Annotated in this window: 11 protein-coding genes and 3 pseudogenes; 5 read left to right on the forward strand and 9 right to left on the reverse strand. The window is 62.5% G+C overall.

Annotated features, from left to right (window positions below; genetic code table 11):
* Positions 1-1,519 precede the first annotated feature (1,519 nt).
* Positions 1,520-1,582 (forward strand): annotated as a pseudogene (locus tag WDW90_RS40875) (MucR family transcriptional regulator); the annotation flags it as partial.
* Positions 1,583-1,636: 54 nt separating this feature from the next.
* Here WDW90_RS40875 and WDW90_RS40880 read toward each other — a convergent pair.
* Positions 1,637-1,906 carry a hypothetical protein gene (locus tag WDW90_RS40880; RefSeq protein WP_431311132.1) on the reverse strand — a complete coding sequence of 90 codons (270 nt, stop codon included), beginning with the start codon at positions 1,904-1,906 and terminating at the stop codon, positions 1,637-1,639.
* 254 nt (positions 1,907-2,160) lie between these two features.
* On the opposite strand from WDW90_RS40880, the gene WDW90_RS27555 reads away from it, so the two are divergent.
* The 3 genes from WDW90_RS27555 to WDW90_RS27565 all read left to right on the forward strand — a co-directional run bounded on the left by WDW90_RS27555 (position 2,161) and on the right by WDW90_RS27565 (position 4,062).
* Positions 2,161-2,397 carry a hypothetical protein gene (locus WDW90_RS27555; protein ID WP_336490707.1) on the forward strand — a complete coding sequence of 79 codons (237 nt, stop codon included), beginning with the start codon at positions 2,161-2,163 and terminating at the stop codon, positions 2,395-2,397.
* 222 nt (positions 2,398-2,619) lie between these two features.
* On the forward strand, positions 2,620-3,816 hold the full coding sequence (locus WDW90_RS27560) for an outer membrane beta-barrel protein (RefSeq protein ID WP_336490708.1): 1,197 nt from the start codon (positions 2,620-2,622) through the stop codon (positions 3,814-3,816).
* Positions 3,817-3,897: 81 nt separating this feature from the next.
* Entirely contained in the window at positions 3,898-4,062 is a 165-nt protein-coding gene (locus tag WDW90_RS27565) for a hypothetical protein (RefSeq protein WP_336490709.1), read from the forward strand.
* A gap of 247 nt (positions 4,063-4,309) precedes the next feature.
* On the opposite strand, the gene WDW90_RS27570 is transcribed toward WDW90_RS27565, so the two are convergent.
* The 7 genes and pseudogenes from WDW90_RS27570 to aceE all read right to left on the reverse strand — a co-directional run bounded on the left by WDW90_RS27570 (position 4,310) and on the right by aceE (position 15,700).
* A complete protein-coding gene (locus WDW90_RS27570; RefSeq protein WP_336490710.1) occupies positions 4,310-4,681 on the reverse strand; it encodes a hypothetical protein in 372 nt (123 codons plus the stop codon).
* A gap of 113 nt (positions 4,682-4,794) precedes the next feature.
* A complete protein-coding gene (locus WDW90_RS27575; protein WP_336490711.1) occupies positions 4,795-5,445 on the reverse strand; it encodes a nucleotide-binding protein in 651 nt (216 codons plus the stop codon).
* Between the two features lie 927 nt (positions 5,446-6,372).
* On the reverse strand, positions 6,373-7,728 hold the full coding sequence (gene dctA, locus WDW90_RS27585; RefSeq protein WP_336490712.1) for a C4-dicarboxylate transporter DctA: 1,356 nt from the start codon (positions 7,726-7,728) through the stop codon (positions 6,373-6,375).
* A gap of 219 nt (positions 7,729-7,947) precedes the next feature.
* The gene (locus WDW90_RS27590; protein WP_336490713.1) at positions 7,948-9,657 is read right to left on the reverse strand and encodes an NAD-dependent malic enzyme; all 1,710 of its coding nucleotides are present in this window, start codon (positions 9,655-9,657) and stop codon (positions 7,948-7,950) included.
* A gap of 69 nt (positions 9,658-9,726) precedes the next feature.
* Positions 9,727-11,571, reverse strand: coding sequence for a dihydrolipoyl dehydrogenase (gene lpdA, locus WDW90_RS27595; protein WP_336490714.1), 1,845 nt, complete (start codon positions 11,569-11,571; stop codon positions 9,727-9,729).
* Positions 11,572-11,621: 50 nt separating this feature from the next.
* A pseudogene (gene aceF, locus WDW90_RS27600) lies at positions 11,622-12,938 on the reverse strand (dihydrolipoyllysine-residue acetyltransferase); the annotation flags it as partial.
* 86 nt (positions 12,939-13,024) lie between these two features.
* Positions 13,025-15,700, reverse strand: coding sequence for a pyruvate dehydrogenase (acetyl-transferring), homodimeric type (gene aceE, locus WDW90_RS27605; RefSeq protein ID WP_336490715.1), 2,676 nt, complete (start codon positions 15,698-15,700; stop codon positions 13,025-13,027).
* A gap of 288 nt (positions 15,701-15,988) precedes the next feature.
* On the opposite strand from aceE, the pseudogene WDW90_RS27610 reads away from it, so the two are divergent.
* A pseudogene (locus WDW90_RS27610) lies at positions 15,989-17,130 on the forward strand (IS3 family transposase).
* A 336-nt stretch (positions 17,131-17,466) separates the two neighbouring features.
* On the opposite strand, the gene WDW90_RS27615 reads toward WDW90_RS27610, so the two are convergent.
* Positions 17,467-17,757: CBS domain-containing protein (locus WDW90_RS27615; RefSeq protein ID WP_336490716.1), on the reverse strand; the 291-nt coding region annotated here is incomplete at its 5' end.

Consider the following 17,757-nt stretch of genomic DNA (forward strand, 5'->3'; position numbering starts at 1 on the left):
CGTTGTCCGCCATCTCTCAACCATCCTGAAGCCATCCCAATGGATGGAGAGGAGATGGTGAGCAGGAGCTCGAACGCAAGAGGCTTCGGCGTTTTCGCTATCGAGCCTGCTTGAGTTCGCTCCCAGGGTGCGACGTTTGATGCAGCCTGGCGGAGGAGCGGGACCGTTGCCGATCTCATCGCTGATGGAGGATGCATCGGCAGCCTAATGCCGGGCTTCGCTGAGGGTTGGCTTTCCCGCAACGGCAGGCGGGCCACCGACGCCATTCGCCATGGGGACCGCAGGGACAACAGGCCGATCATGATAGGAAAATTATGAAGTTGTCTGTCCCTCTCTGGTCGTGATGGGCGCTGGTCGGTGGGAGTGCGAGCGCCTCATCCAAGCGGAACAGCATATCGCCGATGGGGATCGGCGCGTGGTTCAGCAAATCCGCCTCGTGGTGCGTCTGACCAAGCAGGGCTATAATTCGGCTTGAGCCTGAAACGTGCCTCAGATCCTAAAGGCCCCCTCGCGTCGTTGCACATGCACGGGCAGTCCGTTTGACAGCTTGTCGTGAGCGGCCGCGCGGGTTGGCCTTAGGGAGCGAGCGGGAGGCAGCCTCATTTGACTGAGGCGGCCGGCTGCCCCCTGAGACTCCTCCAGGGTACCTTCTAGTGATCTGAATGCGGTGATTGGGCGCTGCTCTGGCATTCGCGTTAGGCGATCCCCTCTCGGCGGATTAAGCCTTTTGCGCTTAACTCTGCACACGTGAGACTATCCAAGTGTTTACGTTTTTGTGCCAGATAATACTCGACAGGCGCACGAGGAGCGCCTATCTGTCGGCCAGCGGAGCCTCAAGCTGAGGTTCAACCGCGTATTCTCTCAGGATTGCAGATACATGAAGCGCCGCAGCGCTCGTCCCTTCGTGGTGGAGGTTAAATCCACTCGCTCATCGCGTTCACCCCTCGCCGACACCTTCACCCGCACACGTTCTGGCCCGAGTCTCTGGCACGGTGTGGCACTCGAAGGCGAGGCGAAGTCACCCGCGCCCAAGATCCAACCGCGCTCCGCTGCTGCCGTAGAAGTACCGAAGGTAGCAGCGCAGGAGCCCGCGCGCCGTGTGCTACCCGCTCTCATGCCGCTGTACGTACCGAGCGAGCCTGAGCCGCAGGAGCGGGAGTCTCGGGAGCGTGTACGTAGCCGCAGAGTTGTGACGGCTGGTCGAAAGCCCCGATCCCGACCCGTTGTGGCAGAAACGTCAGATCGCCCCGTGCGGGCTGCTGGCCCGGAGACGTCATCCGCGCCATCTGCCGCTGTCGCTGCGCCTGCGATCCTTGGCCCTCTTCAGGCCCGTGTTGCCCCGGCGATCCCGCCTCGCCTGGATCGTCGTGATCGAGACCAGCGCCATCCAGAATTGCGCCGGGGCGAGCGCTGGAAGCGACGGCTGCCGCGCGCCTGCTGGTGACATTGCACCTTCGGGTTATGGTGGTATGTCCGCTTCGCGGATGGAAAGCGCTACAAGATGCTGCGGCGGCACCTCATGGGGCGCGGCCTGACGGAGGAAGAGTATCGCGCCCAGTGGGGCCTACCCGCTGACTTCCCGATGGTTGCCTCCCGCTCTTCGGCCCAGCGCGCGGAGCTTGCTCGCTCGATTGGGCTAGGCAAGCTGCGCCCAGACGAACCCAGCACCGAGCCTCGTCAAGCCGAGCAAGTAGACAGGTCCAAGCAGTTGGCTGCGGAGCTGCCGCAGGCGGACGATCTTGCCGGCACGATCGCGCGTAGGCCGTTCGAGGACGCCATTGTCAATTGGTAGTGGATCCTTGATCCGTGCACCAGCGAACATCGCTCCAGCAAGCAACGCCTTGTAATGCTTCAACCGAATTAGCGCAGCCCCGGCATAGAAACTGAACTCCGCAATGGCGTCCACGTTGCGGACGATGGGGTCGACCGGCTGCGAATCTTAGCTCGGCGGCATCGCTTCCAGGAGACGGACGACCCTTCTATCAGGGCGTTCGCATTCTGTGTGCCCAAAACGGCACTCGCTCCACATTTCCGTCCACGATTAAAGGCGTGCCGTTGTCCGCCCTCCGCTCCACCAGCATATTGCCAAGCGCGGCTCCATCCGTGTCTGTTCCACCCTTGCTGCGTAAAGGACCCAATCTCTCGATGCAGAAGGCAAGGGTGGCCCTGAGCATTCTGATTGCTACGACTGCACAGGCTCAAACCGCAAAGGTCGTCGGCCATGGGGCTTCGGCCTGTGCCCGTTTCAATGACGAAATTCACGACAACCCAGCTCTTGAGCGCGAGTACTTCGCTTGGGCGCAAGGCTTTATGAGCAGGGCGCTCATGCGTGCGCCGAGTGGCGTAGATAAGACATTGATCTACTGCCAGAATCAATTCCTGCGGAAGAGCAGATGAGATTTCTCCGAAATTTCTGCCTGGCAAACGCCGATCAGGATTACATGGACGCCGCCCAAGAATTGTATCACCAGCGCCGCGACTTGAGGAAATGATGCTGATTTTTCAGCGGTCCGCTAGTTCAAAAGCAGCGGTGCACGCGCGCATCTACCCTCCGACGCATCGGCCCCCCAACCCTCTTGCCATAGGGGCACCATGTACTCCTCATCAGGATTCAAAGGCTTGCGCCAATGGCTGATAGCGTGCGCCCTCGCCGGGCTGAGTACCAGCGTATTCGCGTACACGGCTGTCGCCGCCGCGGACGATGATGACGACTCAGTCCCGAAAACTGAGAAGTCAGGCGAGCTGGAACAGCCAACGATCAGTGGTCCGCTGAAGGCCGATCCGCACCCTGCCTCCTTTAAGGCTGGCCCAATTGGAAAAATTAATGTGTCGGGGGTCGTTACTGGCTACGGGCTGCTGCAAAGTAACCCCTATCCAGATGATCGGACTGGGCGAATTGATTTTAGCAATCTGCAGATGATCGTGCAGAAGGCGGACGGTCCATTTCAGTTTTATTTACAGACGGGCGTTTATTCCATTCCGGCAATAGGCGTTCCAAACTCAAGTACGATTGACACGACATCACAAACTTACGGATTTGTTCCACTCATCTACGCAAAGGCCAAGCTCAGCGACGAGTTCTCGCTTCAGGGTGGGCAAATGCCCTCCCTGTTTAGCGGGGAGAGGACCTTCACCTTCCAGAACATGAATGTCGAGCAGGGGCTGCTGTTCAATCAAGCCAATAATATCAATAAGGGGCTGCAAATCGCCTATAGCAAAGATTCCACAGTTATCACGGCGTCGCTAAATGATGGCTTCTATTCTGACAGACTAACTTGGCTCATTGGCTCCATTGTCTACAAGCTTGACGACGAGAATAGGGTTAGTTTTAGCGCGGGAGCAAATCTTGATCGCTCCTCTCATGAATCTACAGCCACCCCCCTACTGCAAAATAACAGCAGCATCTACAACATTACTTACGGTTACAAGTCTGGCCCATGGATTGTATCGCCATACATCCAATTTACTCATGTGCCTCGTGATTTTACGCTCGGAATCAGTGAAAGTGCGTCCACTTACGGTGGAGCTTTGCTCGCAAGTTACTCTTTTACATCTCAAATATCGCTCGCCGGTAGGATTGAATACATTGCTCAATCTGGCAAGAAAAGTACGGGCGACACAAGCCTACTTTACGGGCCGGGCAGTAAAGCATTTTCGGCCACCATAACTCCGATCTTTCAGGTAGATCGCTATTTTGTTCGACCAGAATACTCTTACGTTAAAGCCATCAATTCAACTTCCGGTCTCGCGTTCGGGAAAAATGGAGACAGGAAGAATCAGAGTCGCTTCGTTATGGAAACAGGTATTCTATTTTAGCGCTTAGCTTGAGCCCGTGCGGATATGCGCCGAACGCCCGGCCTGGCCACGCGTCAACGAACCGCTGCGATGGAGGCTGCCATGTCGAAGCTTACAAGCGTGGGGCGAGAAGACCTGCCTAAGAGAAAGATCGCGCTGCCGGACGAACGCAAGTATCTGGCCGGGGACAAGGCGCACGCCCGCAACGCCAAGGCGTATGCCGCCCAACAGGAGAAGGCCGGCAAACTTTCCGCCGCGGACCGGTGAATGGTCGACGCGAAGGCTGACCGAGTGCTTGGCAAGGACTGATCGCGCCTCGTGGTCGGGCCGGGAGCGGGCGCAGCCTGAAATTCGGCGAAGCCGGATGTTCCTGCCGGCGGAATCGTCCACCGCGTTCGAAGCCGCCCATGCAGTCGCTTCCTCCGCCGTGACAGCCGCTGCCGCGCATCGATGTTGAGGCGGCTGTTCTGACTGCACGAGGCCTGCGGGCCAGTGGTTCGTCAGGGATCAGACCTCATCGTAAGCATGGACGGGCTGCTCCATTCCAAAGTGCCAGCACAGGTAAGGTGACGGCGTGGTGCCAGTACCAGGCTCCCATCAGACCGGGCCAGATCAGAGGTAGGGGCGACGAATAGATCGTCAGCGCGGAATCGGACGTAATTTCCTGACCCGATGGCTTGGCCTCCACGACCGGCGGGCGTCCATGCTTGAGCAGCAAGTCATTGAACGCCTGGGCCATCAGGTTCGGCAGTGGCATCGTGAGATCCTGCGCCAACCGGTTCAGTTCCGACCAGCCGGCACGGTTCAGTTGAAGCCTTGCGCTGCCCGGCTCCGATGCAGGCTCCTCGAGCCCGGTGGTGAGGTGACCTGAATGCGCCTCGAGCACGCGTCCCCCCCTCAGTTCGGTAGGTGAGACGCCTACAATGGCCTGGGACGTGGAGCCTGCCTGCGAGAGGCTCATGAGAGAGGGGCGGGCTGGCTTTGCCATAGCAACGAACCTCAGGCGTGTCGCGGAAGGGTGCGGGCAAGTTCGGAGGTCGTCTGCCACAGCGCAACCATTTCGGCTGTTGCACGCCCGTGCGGGTCGTACTCGTCCACGGACTGGCCGGAGATGAGTGCGTGCGACAGGCTTGCCCGTTGCGAGACCTGACCGGGCAGAACGGGCGCTCCGAGGCTCGTCAGGACGGCGCGGGTCTCTGCCACGGCGCTCGTCTGCCGCTCCCCGCGCATGAGTGGTGGGGCGGCGTTGATGATGCAGGCGATCGGTGCCTTGAGGCTGCGGGCCATGGCAAGCGTCGCGCCCACGGCATCTAAGTCGAACGGGCCGGGCCGCACCGGAACAAGCGTCAGGGTGGCCCGACTCATGAGAGTGGAGATCAGCGAGGAGTTGTGGGGTGGGCTGTCGATCACGGCCCAAGCCACGCCCTCGCGCCGCGCTGTGCTGAGAACCTCCGGCACGGCCTGAGCATTTGCTCGCGTGAGATGAGGTGTGGGTGCCTCTCGGCGGCCGCGCCAGGACGACAGCGAGCCCTGAGGGTCGGTGTCGATGAGAAGCGTCTTGCCGTCGCGGTCGGCCAAGGTGCTCAGATGCGCGGCAAGCGTGCTCTTGCCGGCTCCGCCCTTCTGAGCTGCGATCAGGATCACGTGCACGGCCGTTCCCCTATCGGGCGATGCTGACAACCGCCTTACGTGTCCAGAAGAGCTGCGTTTGGTTAACGATGTCTTAAGGCACGCAGATGTTTAGTGTACTGCCAGCTAATCCAAGGGAGGAAAATAAACGCTGCGCAGCTGATAACGGGCGCACAGCAACGCGATGAACGACAAGCTTCCTTCCGCACTTCAACTCGCCCGAGCAACTCGTTGCCTCAACTACGAGCCAATGCCTACGCTGGAACAATCCTACGCATAAGGCCCCCGAACCAAGTCGCCCATCGCCCGCCATTGGGACAGTGTCAGCCATCACCGTCGATGGTCCGGTCGGCCGTGGCTCATGTTACACCTCTGGCAGAAGGCGGTGAAGTTCGCGTCCGTGCTGTCGCCAGTGTCGAGATCGTGATGGGCGGTGGCCAGCATCAACCCGGTCATCCTGATGAGATCCGACTAGGCGATCAGCCTCGATCCGGAACGGGCTGATGCCTATCGGTTCCGAGCCAGGGTGCACGTCAGGCTGGGCGATCGTGAGCGGGCTTCAGTTGATTACGCCCAGGCTGCCAAGCTGCTGCCGTCCGTGGAGTTCTCTATGAGCGAACTTTGAGGCCGATCGGGCCAGAGCCGGCTAAACCGTCAGCGAACTGAACCGCTGCGAAGTCATACTGTGGCTCGGCCTGGAGATCTCCGCCTCCAGACGCGAGCGAATGCCAGACTCTTGCCATGGATCGTTTGCACCTCGATGTGGCGCAGCGTCACCACCACCTGCTCCGCACTCGGTTTCTGTCCTCGCTTCATCTCCAGCTCCTTCGGTCCTGGCCGGTCTTCTCAATCAGCCCGGTCCAAAGCCAGCCGGTCGGGTCATCTTCATTGCGTTGCTCCGCGCCTGAGCGGAGACATAACCAATGCGATTCGGTTGGTACTCCCGCCTCAACCTGTCGTTACGGCCGCTTCGAGATCGGAAGGATCTACTTCTCTGCTCAGTCCAGCGTTCAGCTTGCTGCGATCGAGCTCATTTTCCCACCAAGAGACGACAACTGTTGCCACGGCATTGCCTGTAAAGTTCACGAGTGCCCGGCACTCGCTCATGAACTTGTCTATGCCGAGTAGGATCGCCATGCCGGGCACGAGTGCCGGGTTGACTGTCGATAGCGTGGCCGCAAGCGTGATAAAGCCTGCCCCCGAAATTCCGCTTGCCCCTTTCGAAGTCAGAAGAGCAACCAGCAAAATGGTCCCTTGCTGACTCCATGTCAGATCAAAACCCATCGCCTGGGCAATGAAGAGCGAGGCGAGTGTCATATAGATGTTGGTGCCGTCGAGATTGAACGAATAGCCGGTCGGCACAACAAGACCCACCACCGATTTCGAGCATCCGAGCCTCTCCAGTTTTTCCATCAGGGCGGGCAACGCACTCTCGGATGAGCTTGTGCCGAGCACCAAAAGAAGCTCATCCTTCAGGTAGCCGACGAACCTGAAGATGCTGAATCCCGCGAGCCGGGCGATGATCCCAAGCACGCCGAAGACGAAGATTGCTGATGTGACGTAGAAAACGGCGATGAGACCAAACAAGTTGCCGAGCGCTTGCGGTCCGTACCGGCCGATCGTGTAGGCCATAGCGCCGAAGGCTCCGATTGGGGCAGCCTTCATGACAATCGCGATGACGCCGAAGATTGCGTGAGCGGCATCATCGATGAAGTTGCGGATGGTGGCGCCACGCTCTCCAAGAACGAGCAACGAGAAGCCGAACAGGATAGCGAACAGCAACACCTGTAGGATATCGCCCTGCGCGAAGGCACCCACTACGCTATCTGGAATGATGTGCAGGATGAAGTCGACGGGTTTCTGTTCGCCGGCCTTTTTTGCATAGGTGGCGACCGCTGCGGCATCGGCCGCTCCACCGGTGAACCCTGCTCCCGGCTTCGCGACGTTGCCGACAATCAGGCCGATGATCAGAGCGAAGGTTGAGACAACCTCGAAATAAACGAGCGCCTTGAGGCCAACGCGGCCCACCTTCTTGGCATCTTGGATGTGAGAGATGCCCGAAACGATGGTGCAGAAGATGATCGGCGCAATAACCATCTTGATCAGCTTGATGAAGCCGTCGCCCATCGCCTTGACCCAGTCACTCTTTGCGAGTTCGGGGGCAATCCAGCCAAAGCTCGCGCCAAGAACAATTGCGATTAAAACCTGAACATAGAGCAATTTGTACCAAGGTCTTTTTCGTGGCGCAGTTAGAGGTGGTTCATTGTCTGCCGATGTCAAATTATGAACCGATGCGCCTGCCATGGCTTGTTGCCTTACTGTACTGTTGACCCATTTATTCCGCCGCTGCGACGGCCGTGAGCGGCGTCATGTTGACGATGACGCGCTCCGACGTGGTCGGCTTGAGGGTTTGGACCGGTTTTGTCGCGCCCAGCAGGATCGGTCGATCCGAGGTTTTCTGACTGCTCACCGACTTGTATTGAATGCTGGTGGCGTGCGGACGCCATCATGGCCGAGTGCCTCTCAACCTCCGCGCCGGTACGGCCGGTAGACTGGCGTCCACATTTTGCTCCGGATCGCCTGGTATATGTCGCCGGCGTCCATTGGCTCGGTTAGCCCCTCCTTGCGCGCCTGCAGGGCAACCGCCTGCGCGACTCGCAACGATACGTCCCGCAGCTCAGAGACCGGCGGCAGGAGATTGGCCTCGGGGTTCAGCCGCGCCGGCGACACATCTGCGAGCGCGCGAGCAGCAGCCATGAGCATGCCATCCGAAATGCGCCGCGCGTGAACCGCGATTGCGCCGAGACCAATGCCAGGAAAGACATAAGAGTTGTTGGTCTGGTCAACGCGGACGTAAGCGCCATTTTTGAGCACCGGGGGAAAGGGGCTTCCCGCGCCCACCACAGCTCGCCCCTCGGTCCAGACCATAAGGTCGGATGGGGTAGCCTCGGTGCGCGAGGTTGGATTCGAGAGTGGGAAGATCACCGGCCGGGTTACGGCTGCTGCCATAGCTCGGACCACGTCCTCCGAGAAGGCGCCAGGCTGACCCGAGACGCCGATCAGCACGGTCGGCTGTGCGTTGCGGACCACGTCGCCGAGCCTGATGGTGTCGTCCCGCTCCAGCGTCCAGTCTGCGATGGCGTCGCGCGGCTGCACAAAGGGCTGCTGGAACGGCATGAGATCCGGCATCCCCTCCACCAACAGACCGCCGCGATCGATGAGGTAGAAGCGCTTGCGGGCTTCTGCTTCGGTCAGGCCATCCTCGATCATGGCCTGCAGAAGCAGCGCAGAGATGCCGCTGCCTGCGCCACCCGCGCCGAGCACTGCAATGCGCTGGTCGCGCATGGGCACGCCGGTTACGTTTACCGCGGCCAGCAGCGTGCCAGCAGCGACGACCGCGGTGCCCTGAACGTCATCGTTGAAGGTGCACAGCCGGTCGCGATAACGTTCCAACAACCGGGTGGCGTTGTCTCGCGCAAAATCCTCCCATTGCAGCAGAACGTGAGGCCAGCGTTTCACGACGGCCGACACGAACGCTTCCACGAAGTCATCGTAGGCTTGACCGTGCACGCGCTCGTGACGCCACCCGATGTAGAGGGGATCGGACAAGCGCTCCGGGTTATCGGTGCCAACATCGAGCACGACAGGAAGCGTGGTCGCGGGATGTAGGCCGCCGCAACCTGTGTAGAGCGAGAGCTTTCCAATCGGAATGCCCATTCCCCCCGCGCCTTGGTCGCCAAGTCCCAGGATGCGCTCTCCGTCGGTCACAACGATGGCTTCGACATCATCGAAATGCGCATGGCCGAGAATGCGCTCAATCAGGTCCTTATGCGGCATGCTGAGGAAGAGGCCGCGCGGCTTGCGGAAACTCTGGCTGAACCGCTGGCAGCCGAGGCCGACGGTCGGCGTATAAACTATGGGCAGCATCTCTTCGAGATGGCGCACCAGGAGCGCGTAGAAGAGAACCTCATTGGTGTCCTGCAGCCCACGAAGGAAAACGTAACGCGCATAGTCGTTGGGTAGCTGCCGGAATGCCTGCAAGCGGCGAGCGACCTGCTCGTCGAGCGTGGCGACTGTCGGCGGAAGAAGGCCGTGAAGACCGAGGCGGTCGCGCTCGGGGTCCGTGAAGCCGGTTCCTTTGTTGAGCAGAGGATCGTTGAGCAGGTCATAGCCGCTGCGGCTCGTCTCAACATACGGTCCATCTGCCGTCCCGTAGCCTTGCTCGAGTGCCATGACAGCTTCTCCTCGACTCGTGTAATTGACGACGCCTGACTGACTTCTTCCCCGCTTGTTTGTGGCCGCTCAATGCGCCGGTCGTTTCGGCATGTAGAGGTCGGTGATCGTGCCCTCGAAGGCCTCCGCCGCCATACCGACCGTCTCCGACAGGGTCGGATGAGGGTGGATGGTGAGCCCGATATCTTCGGCATCCGCTCCCATCTCGATGGCGAGCGCGGCCTCCGCGATCAGATCGCCGGCCGAAGGCCCGACGATGCCGCAGCCGATGATGCGGTCCGTCGCCTCATCAAACAGCACCTTGGTCAAGCCTTCGTCGCGCCCGAGCGAGAGCGAGCGACCGCTCGCCGCCCACGGAAACACACCCTTGCCGACCTTGATGCCCTTGCCTTTGGCCTCGTTCTCGGTGAGCCCGACCCAGGCGACTTCCGGGTCGGTGTAGGCGACCGACGGGATGACTTTGGCGTCGAAGAAGCTGTTCTTGCCCGCCGCGGTCTCGGCTGCGACCTTGCCCTCATGGGTTGCCTTGTGCGCCAGCATCGGTTGGCCGACCACGTCGCCGATCGCGAAGATGTGCGGCACGTTGGTACGCATCTGCTTGTCGACCGGGATGAAGCCTCTCTCGTCGACGATCACGCCCGCCTTGTCGGCCGCGATCAGCTTGCCGTTCGGCCGGCGGCCGACCGAGACGAGAATCTTGTCGAACGTGTCGGTCGGCGGCGCCGAGCCGCCCTCGAAGGTCACTTTCAGGCCTTCAGGCGTCGCCTCGACGTTCGTCACCTTGGTTTTGAGGTGGATCGCCTCGTATTGCTTGCCGATGCGCTTGGCGAGCGGCGTGACGATGTCCTTATCGGCGCCCGGGATGAGCTGATCCATCAGTTCTACGATCGTAACCCGGCTGCCTAGCGCGTGGTAGACGGTCGCCATCTCAAGCCCGATGATGCCGCCGCCGATCACGAGCAGGCGCGTAGGCACACCGTCGAGTTCGAGGGCGCCGGTCGAGTCGATTACCCGCGGGTCGTCGTGCGGGATGAACGGCATGGTGATCGGCTCGGAACCGGCAGCTATGATCGCCTGGTCGAAGCCGATGACCTGGCTCTTGCCCTCGTGCTCGACTGCGATCTGGCGCGGACTGACGAAGCGCGCTGTGCCCGTCACCACCGTGACCTTGCGCTGCTTGGCCAAGCCACCGAGGCCGCCGGTAAGGCGCTTGACCACGCCGTCCTTCCAGTCGCGCAGCCTGTCAATGTCGATCTGCGGCGCAGTGAAGCTGATGCCGTGCGCGGTCATCGCCTGGGTCTCGTCGATCACCTTGGCCGCGTGCAGCAGCGCCTTCGAAGGGATGCAGCCGACGTTGAGGCAGACGCCGCCGAGCTGCGGCCAGCGCTCGACGAGCACCACTTTCTTGCCGAGATCGGCCGCGCGGAAGGCCGCCGTGTAGCCGCCGGGGCCAGCGCCGAGCACCAGCACCTCGGCATGATTGTCCTCGCCCGCGACGGGAGCCCCGGCTTGCGGTGCGGCCTTCGTCGGGGAGCCGTCCAGGGTGGCGCCCGCGGCCGAGGAGCCGTAGCCCGCTTGACCCTCGCCGGGCTTGTGCGCGCCGGTCGAGAGGCCGGGCGTAGCCTGGACCGCCTTGCTCGCCTTGTCGGTCGTCGCGGGCTTCGGCGCCCCGGTATCGGCTGTGTCGGCCATGACCAGCAGTAGGTCGCCTTGGCTGACCGTGTCGCCGGCCTTGACCCTGACCTCGGCGACGGTGCCGGCGACCGGAGACGGGATGTCCATCGTCGCCTTATCGGATTCGAGCACGATCAGCACGTCGTCGACCGCGATCTGGTCGCCCGCGCTGACGCTCACCTCGATGATCGGCACGTCCTTGAAGTCGCCGATATCGGGAAGTTTGACTTCGCTGCTCATCGCTTCACCTTCCTGTGTCCTACGCGTCTGGATGGTCGGGAGCTGCCTCGTCAGACGACGAGGCGCCGGACGTCCTCCAGGACGTGGGCGAGGTGGCGGGTGAAGCGCGCGCCGAGCGCGCCGTCGATGACGCGGTGATCGTAGGAGACCGCGAGCGGCAACATCAGCCGCGGCACGAACTCCGTGCCGTTCCAGACCGGTGCCATCTTCGAGCGGGGCACGCCGAGGATGGCCACCTCGGGCGCGTTGACGAGCGGCGTGAAGGAGGTACCCCCAATGCCGCCGAGGCTCGAGATCGAGAAGGTCGCACCCTGCATGTCGCCCGCGCCGAGCTTGCCGTCGCGCGCCTTCTTCGAGATGGCGCCGAGCTCTTGGCTGATCTCGTTGATCCCCTTGCGGTCGGCGTCCTTGATCACCGGCACCACGAGCCCGTCCGGCGTGTCAACGGCCACGCCAATATTGTAGTAGCGTTTGAGGATCAGTGCATCCTTCTCCGGCGAGAGCGAGGCGTTGAACTCGGGATGCGCGCGCAGGCCTGAGACTGCCGCCTTGATCAGGAAGGCCAGCAGCGTGACGCGGTAGCCCTTATCCTTTCCAGCCGCGTCGAGTTCCTTGCGGTACTGGTCGGTCTCGGTGATGTCCGCCTCGTCTGTATGCGTGACGAGGGGCACGTTGAGCCACGACCGGTGCAGGTGGGGCCCGGAAATCTTCTTGATCCGGGCGAGCGGCCTCGTCTCGATCGGACCGAACTTCGAGAAGTCGACGGCCGGGATTTCCGGGATGCCCATGCCACCGGACGCCATGACCGCGCCGCCGGTTGCGGCGGGCGCCGCACGGGTGAGATGGCCCTTCACGTCCTCCTTGGTGATCCGGCCCTTGTCGCCGGTGCCCTTGACCAGGTTAAGGTCGATGCCGAGTTCGCGCGCGATGCGCCTCACCGCCGGGCTCGCATGGACGTTCGAAAAGTCCGCGATGGCGGAGCCAGAGACTGCTTGCGCCCCCGTCGGAGCGGCAGCCGCCGGAGCGAGCCCGGCAGCAGGCTCCTGCTTTGTAGCCAATGCCGCGGTGTCAGCCGAGGCGGGCTCGCTGCCGTTGCCCTTGGTGTCACCCTCGCCCTTGAGGAGCAGGATGGGCGAGCCCTCGCTCACTTTGTCGCCGAGCTTGATCAGGATCTTTTCGACCACACCGGCCTGCGGCGATGGCACGTCCATCGTTGCCTTGTCGGACTCAAGCGAGACCAGCGGATCCTCGGGGCCGATCGCATCGCCCTCCTTGACGAACACCTCGACGATCGGAACGTCGGTGAAATCACCGATGTCGGGAATCTTGACCTCGATACCCACTGGCTTCTCTCCCTGTCTTGGCTGCCCGCTTGGCCTCTCAGGGGCCTTGGCGCCTGATCAATGATTCATTGTGGGACGGCGCTTCCTGAGCAGGAGGCGCTCCGACGGCCTCACACGGACCAGGGAGCGGCCTTGTCAGGATCGATCCCAAATTTGGCGATGGCGTCCGAGACCTTGCTCATCGGCACGGCACCCTCCTCCGCGAGGCTGTGCAGCGCCGCTACCGTGATCCAGCGCCGATCGACCTCGAAGAAGTCGCGCAGCCTCCGGCGATAGTCCGAGCGGCCGAAGCCGTCCGTGCCAAGGACACGGTAACGCCCCGGCACCCAGCTGCGGATCTGATCGGCGAAGAGCCGCATGTAGTCGGTCGCGGCGATCACCGGGCCGGACCGGCCCGAGAGGCAGGTCTCGACATAGGATTTCCGCGGCGCCTCGGTCGGATGAAGCAGGTTCCAGCGCTCGACCGCCATCGCCTCGCGGCGCAGCTCAGTGAAGCTCGGGCAGCTCCAGATGTCGGCCGCAATCCCGTGCTCCTCCTCCAGCATCTCGGCCGCCGCGATCACCTCCCGCAGGATTGTGCCGCTGCCGAGGAGTTGCACCCGCGGGCTGTCCCTCTTGCTGCCCTTCTTCGCTGCCTTGCCCTCGCGGAACAGGTACATCCCCTTGACGATGCCGGCCTCGGCGCCCTCGGGCAGGCCGGGGTGCTCGTAATTCTCGTTCATCACGGTGATGTAGTAGAAGACGTCCTCCTGGTCGGCGTACATCCGCCGCAGCCCGTCCTGCACGATCACCGCGACCTCGTAGGAGAAGGTCGGGTCGTAGGAAACGCAGCTCGGGATCGTGGCCGACAGGATGTGGCTGTGCCCGTCCTCGTGCTGGAGCCCCTCGCCGTTCAGCGTCGTGCGCCCGGCCGTGCCGCCGATCAGGAAGCCGCGCGCCCGCATGTCGCCGGCAGCCCAGGCGAGGTCGCCGGTGCGCTGGAAGCCGAACATCGAGTAATAGATGTAAAACGGGATCGTCGGCGCGTTCGAGTGCGAGTAGGAGGTCGCCGCCGCGATCCAGGACGACATCGCGCCCGGCTCGTTGATGCCCTCCTGAAGCATCTGACCCTTCTCATCCTCCTTGTAGTACATGAGTTGGTTGGCATCCTCCGGCCGGTAGAGCTGGCCGACCTGGGAGAAGATGCCGAACTGGCGGAACATGCCTTCCATGCCGAAGGTGCGGCTCTCGTCCGGCACGATCGGCACGATACGGTTGCCGACGTTCCTGTCGCGCAGCAGCGTGTTGAGGATCCGCACGAAGGCCATCGTGGTCGAGATCTCGCGACCCGCCGTCTCCTTCAGCTGTGCCCCGAAGGCCGAGAGGGGCGGCACCTCGAGCGCCTGCGATTTCCGGCGCCGGGCCGGGAGCGGGCCGCCCAGCGCCTGCCGCCTCGCCATCAGGTAGCGGTGCTCCGGGCTGCCCTCGGGGAAGCGGATGAAGGGGATCTCCTTGACCTGCTCGTCGGAGAGCTCGATCCCGAAGCGGTCGCGGAACTGGCGCAGCACCGCCTCGCCCATCTTCTTCTGCTGGTGGGTGATGTTCTGCGCCTCTCCCGCCTCGCCCATCCCGTAGCCCTTCACGGTCTTGGCGAGGATCAGCGTCGGCTGGCCCTTGTGCTTCACCGCGTCCGAGTAGGCGGCGTAGACCTTCGACGGGTCGTGCCCGCCACGGGTCAGGCGGAAGATGTCCTCGTCCGACCAGTCCTTCACCAACGCCGTGGTCTCGGGGTACTTCCCGAAGAAATGCTCGCGGATGTAGGCGCCGTTTTTCGACTTGAAGTCCTGGTACTCGCCGTCGACGCATTCCTCCATGAGGCGCACGAGCATCCCGGAGGTGTCCCGCGCGAGGAGTGCGTCCCAACCGGTGCCCCACAGGCACTTGATGACGTTCCAGCCAGCTCCCTTGAAGTCTGCCTCAAGCTCCTGGACGATCTTGCCGTTGCCGCGCACCGGCCCGTCGAGCCGCTGCAGGTTGCAATTGATCACGAAGATGAGGTTGTCCAGCTTCTCGCGCGCCGCCATGGAGATTGCGCCGAGGCTCTCCGGCTCGTCCATCTCGCCGTCGCCCATGAAGGCCCAGACCTTGCGGCCGTCGGTGTCGGCGTGGCCCCGGTGGTGCAGATAGCGCAGGTAGCGCGCCTGATAGATCGCCATCAGCGGCCCAAGACCCATCGAGACGGTTGGGAACTGCCAGAAATCCGGCATCAGCCAAGGATGCGGGTAGGAGGACAGGCCCTTGCCGCCGACCTCCTGGCGGAAGCCGAGCAGCTGCTCCTCGGTGAGCCGTCCTTCGAGGAAGGCGCGGGCATAGATGCCGGGTGCCGAGTGGCCCTGGACGTAGATCAGGTCGCCGCCCCGCCCGTCCTGGTCGCCCTTCCAGAAGTGCATGAAGCCGGTGTCGTAGAGCGTCGCCGAGGATTGAAAGCTCGCGATGTGGCCGCCGAGTTCCGACGAGTCCTTGTTGGCGCGCAGAACGATGGCGATGGCGTTCCAGCGGATTGCCGAGCGGATGCGGTGCTCGATCTGCCGGTCGCCCGGATGGGGATCCTGCTTGTCGACCGGAATGGTGTTCAGGTAGGCGGTGTTGGCGGAGAAGGGCACTGGCGCGCCGCGTTTGCGTGTCTCCTCGATCACCTGGTTGATCAGGAAGTGGGCCCGGTCCGGCCCCTCTACCTCCAGGACACCGTCGAGTGAGTCGAGCCATTCCCGGGTCTCGATCGGATCGAGATCATGCGTGCGTTCCATCGCTTCCTCCCTAACGCACGCTTCGATGAGCGGCTTAGATCGCAGATTGTCCCGGCATGACACTCGCCAACAGGAGCCGCTGACAACCGTTGGGGACTGTCAGTCACGACTTGGCAAGCTGCTGTGTTGCAAGCCGAAAAATCGTGGCGCGCTTTGGCCGAAGCGCCCGAGACATTCTTCTACCGCATGGATCTTCTCGCTGTCGCTCATGTGATGGGCCGTTGACCTGACCGGCTGGTTTTGGGCCGGGCTGATTGAGAGGATCAGCCAGGACCGGAGGAGCCGAGGATGAAGCGAGGTCAGAAGACGAGTGCGGAGCAGGTGGTGCTGACGCTGCGGCAGATCGAGGTGCTGACGGCACAGGACAACAGCTTGGCCCTGGCCTGCAAAGAAGCGGAGATCTCCGAGCAGAGCTCTTACCGCTGGCGCAAGGAGTTCGGCGGCCTGCCGATCGATCAGGCGCGCCGGATGAAGGAGCTGGAGCGCGAGAACGCCCGCCTGCGGCGCCTCGTGGCGGACCTGTCCCTTGAGAAGTAAGTCCTCAAGGACGTCGCCTCGGGAAACTTGTAGCTCCCGAACGGCGCCGTCAGGCGATCTCTGGCATCCGAGAGAAGTACGGCCACTCGGAGCGCCGCGCCCGCCGCATCATTGGTCAGCACCGGGGCACGCAACGCTACGTGCCGACCGTGCCGGCTGACGAGGATGCGCTGACCCGCGCCATCATCGCCTTGGCGTCCGAGTGTGGACGCTACGGCTACCGCCGCGTCACCGCTCTGCTGCAGGCTGACTGCTGGCAGGTCGGCAAGGACCGGGTTCAGCGGATCTCGCTTCGCGAGGGGCTTAAGGTTCCCAGCCGGCATAGACCCCGGAGCTGCTTGTGGCCGAACGACGGCTCGGGCAAACGGCTGCGACCGCTCCACCGCAACCACGTCTGGAGCTTCGACTTCGTGCAGGCGCAGACGCACGGTGGCTGAAGCTTGCGGATCGTGACGCTGATCGACGAGCACAGCCGGGCCTGCCTGGCCTTGAAGGTCGCTCGCCGCATCACCAGCGTGGGCGTGATCGAGGCACTGGCCGACGCGATGTGCCTGCACGGCATCCCGGAGTACATCCGCTGCGACAATGGCCCTGAGATCATCTCGAAGGCGCTACGCAAGTGGGCCGCCAGAGCCGGACCGCAAATCCAGTACATCGCCCTAGGCTCGCCGCGGGAGTATGGCTATTGCGAGAGCTTCGACGGCAAGCTGAAGGACGAGTGCCTACGCCAAGACATCGTCTACTCGCTGAAAGAAGCGCAGACAGTGATCGGCCTCTGGCAGAACACATATAACCGCGTGCGGCCACACTCGTCCTTGGGCTTTCGGCCGCCCGCGACCGTCACCTTCCCGGATCTGACCTTCCGACTACCCATGGTCACCGCCATGCACTAGCCGCGCAATCAGCCCGGTCCAAAATATCGGTCAGGTCAACCGGAAGCGGACTTGCGCCTGCTATGGCTTGCGAAGGAGATAGACCTGCCACGTCAGCATCATGCTCGACGCCATTAAGGCAGCGTGCAGCAGGTGAAGGAGAAGCGGCCCATCTTGCATCGACTCAATCCCGCGGACCTGACATTGCCAGGAATGCGAGGGCTCTGGCAACAACCGGGCCAGAACCCATCCTGGCCTGCCAATTTAACATCTCTCCTCTGCTGAGCGGTCGCGCTTCGGGTTCGAGCCTCAGGTGCGCTGATGAAATGCAGCCGTCCGGCTGTTGCAGACCGCCGCCTACGGCGACCTTGGGTCCGGAAACACCAATGCCTTGGCCGAGAGCAGGCGCGTCACAGTCGCGAGGAGGTCGGTCTGCGTGATGATCCCCAGAATGCTCCGGTCTCCCGTTGTGACAACCACCGCATGGGTCCGCCCATCGGTCAGCGAGGAGGCCAACGCGACGATCGGCTCGTCCGGTTGAGCCGTCCTGGCCTCGGACATCACCTGCGCGATACCCACCTCGCCATGCAGCGTCAGCTCGCGCAGGCCGAGCGTGCCCGCTAGCCGACCAGTTCCGTCCACGACGGG

It is taken from the genome of Methylobacterium nigriterrae, from assembly GCF_037106235.1.
In the GTDB taxonomy this organism is placed as follows: domain Bacteria; phylum Pseudomonadota; class Alphaproteobacteria; order Rhizobiales; family Beijerinckiaceae; genus Methylobacterium; species Methylobacterium nigriterrae.